The organism is Mesorhizobium tamadayense, assembly GCF_003863365.1.
Classification (GTDB): Bacteria; Pseudomonadota; Alphaproteobacteria; order Rhizobiales; family Rhizobiaceae; genus Mesorhizobium; species Mesorhizobium tamadayense.
Genome location: NZ_RQXT01000248.1, coordinates 1 through 443, shown reverse-complemented (window position 1 = coordinate 443; position 443 = coordinate 1). Strand labels below are relative to the sequence as shown.

Annotated in this window: 1 protein-coding gene; it reads left to right on the top strand. The window is 69.1% G+C overall.

The genetic code is table 11. The annotated features are described in order from the left end of the window. On the top strand, nucleotides 1–443 hold a 443-nt coding region (locus EH240_RS37530), incomplete at both ends, for a glutamate synthase-related protein (RefSeq protein ID WP_206075410.1).

The window sequence follows — 443 nt, the reverse complement described above, 5'->3', positions numbered from 1 at the left end:
GACGATCTCGAGATCAAGATCCTCGAGCTGCGCGAGATCACCGACTGGGAAAAGCCGATCTACGTCAAGGTCGGCGGGGCGCGGCCCTACTACGACACCGCGCTCGCCGTGAAGGCCGGCGCCGACGTCGTGGTGGTCGACGGCATGCAGGGCGGCACCGCCGCGACCCAGGAAGTGTTCATCGAGAATGTCGGCCAGCCGACGCTTGCCTGCATCAGGCCGGCGGTGCAGGCGCTGCAGGACCTTGGCATGCACCGCAAGGTGCAGCTGATCGTCTCCGGCGGCATCCGCAACGGCGCCGATGTCGCCAAGGCGCTGGCGCTCGGCGTCGATGCCGTCTCCATCGGCACGGCGGCGCTGGTCGCGCTCGGCGACAACGATCCGCGCTGGGAGGCGGAGTACAACGCGCTCGGCACCACCGCCGGCGCCTATGACGACTGGCA